The organism is Stutzerimonas stutzeri (assembly GCF_024448935.1).
GTDB classification, from domain to species: Bacteria; Pseudomonadota; Gammaproteobacteria; order Pseudomonadales; family Pseudomonadaceae; genus Stutzerimonas; species Stutzerimonas stutzeri_AO.
The window spans coordinates 1-583 of the sequence record NZ_JAMOIE010000269.1 but is presented as its reverse complement, the minus strand read 5'-3'; the positions used below and the strand labels follow the sequence as shown (position 1 = coordinate 583).

Below are 583 nucleotides of genomic sequence, written 5' to 3'. Positions count from 1 at the left end.
CCGCCGATATCATCGGGCTGTACCTCAACCCGCCGCAGAACGCCCTGGTGCTGAGCGTGGACGAAAAGCCTTCGATCCAAGCGCTGGAACGTGCGCGCGGCTACGTGCAGACCAGCAGCGGCAAGATCGTCCAGGGGATGAAGAGCACCTACAAACGTCACGGCACGGTCAACCTCTTTGCCGCACTGGAAGTGGCGACCGGCATCATTCGCGGCAAGACCACCCAGACCAAGAAACGAATCGATTTCCGAGCCTTCATGGAGGAGGTCATCGCCGATGAGCCGGCCGATCGGCAGATCCACGTCATCCTGGACAACCTCAACACACACAAGAAGAACGAAGACTGGCTGGCGGCGCATCCGAACGTACACTTCCATTTCACCCCGACGAGCGCCAGTTGGCTCAACCAAGTGGAGATCTGGTTCGGCATCTTTCAGCGCAAAGCCCTGAACAACGCCAGCTTCGGCAGCACCGAGCAACTCACTCAGGTGATTCAGGACTTCATGGCCGCCTACAACCAGAATGCAGCCCCCTTCGTTTGGCGCAAGCGCGAGGTCAGGGGCTCTCAGCTTCGTAATACTAT

The 583-nt window shown here is 58.8% G+C and carries 1 protein-coding gene; it reads left to right on the top strand.

Going from position 1 to position 583, the window contains the following annotated elements; genetic code table 11:
• On the top strand, positions 1 to 583 hold a 583-nt coding region (locus tag NA637_RS25300; protein ID WP_256075416.1), incomplete at both ends, for an IS630 family transposase.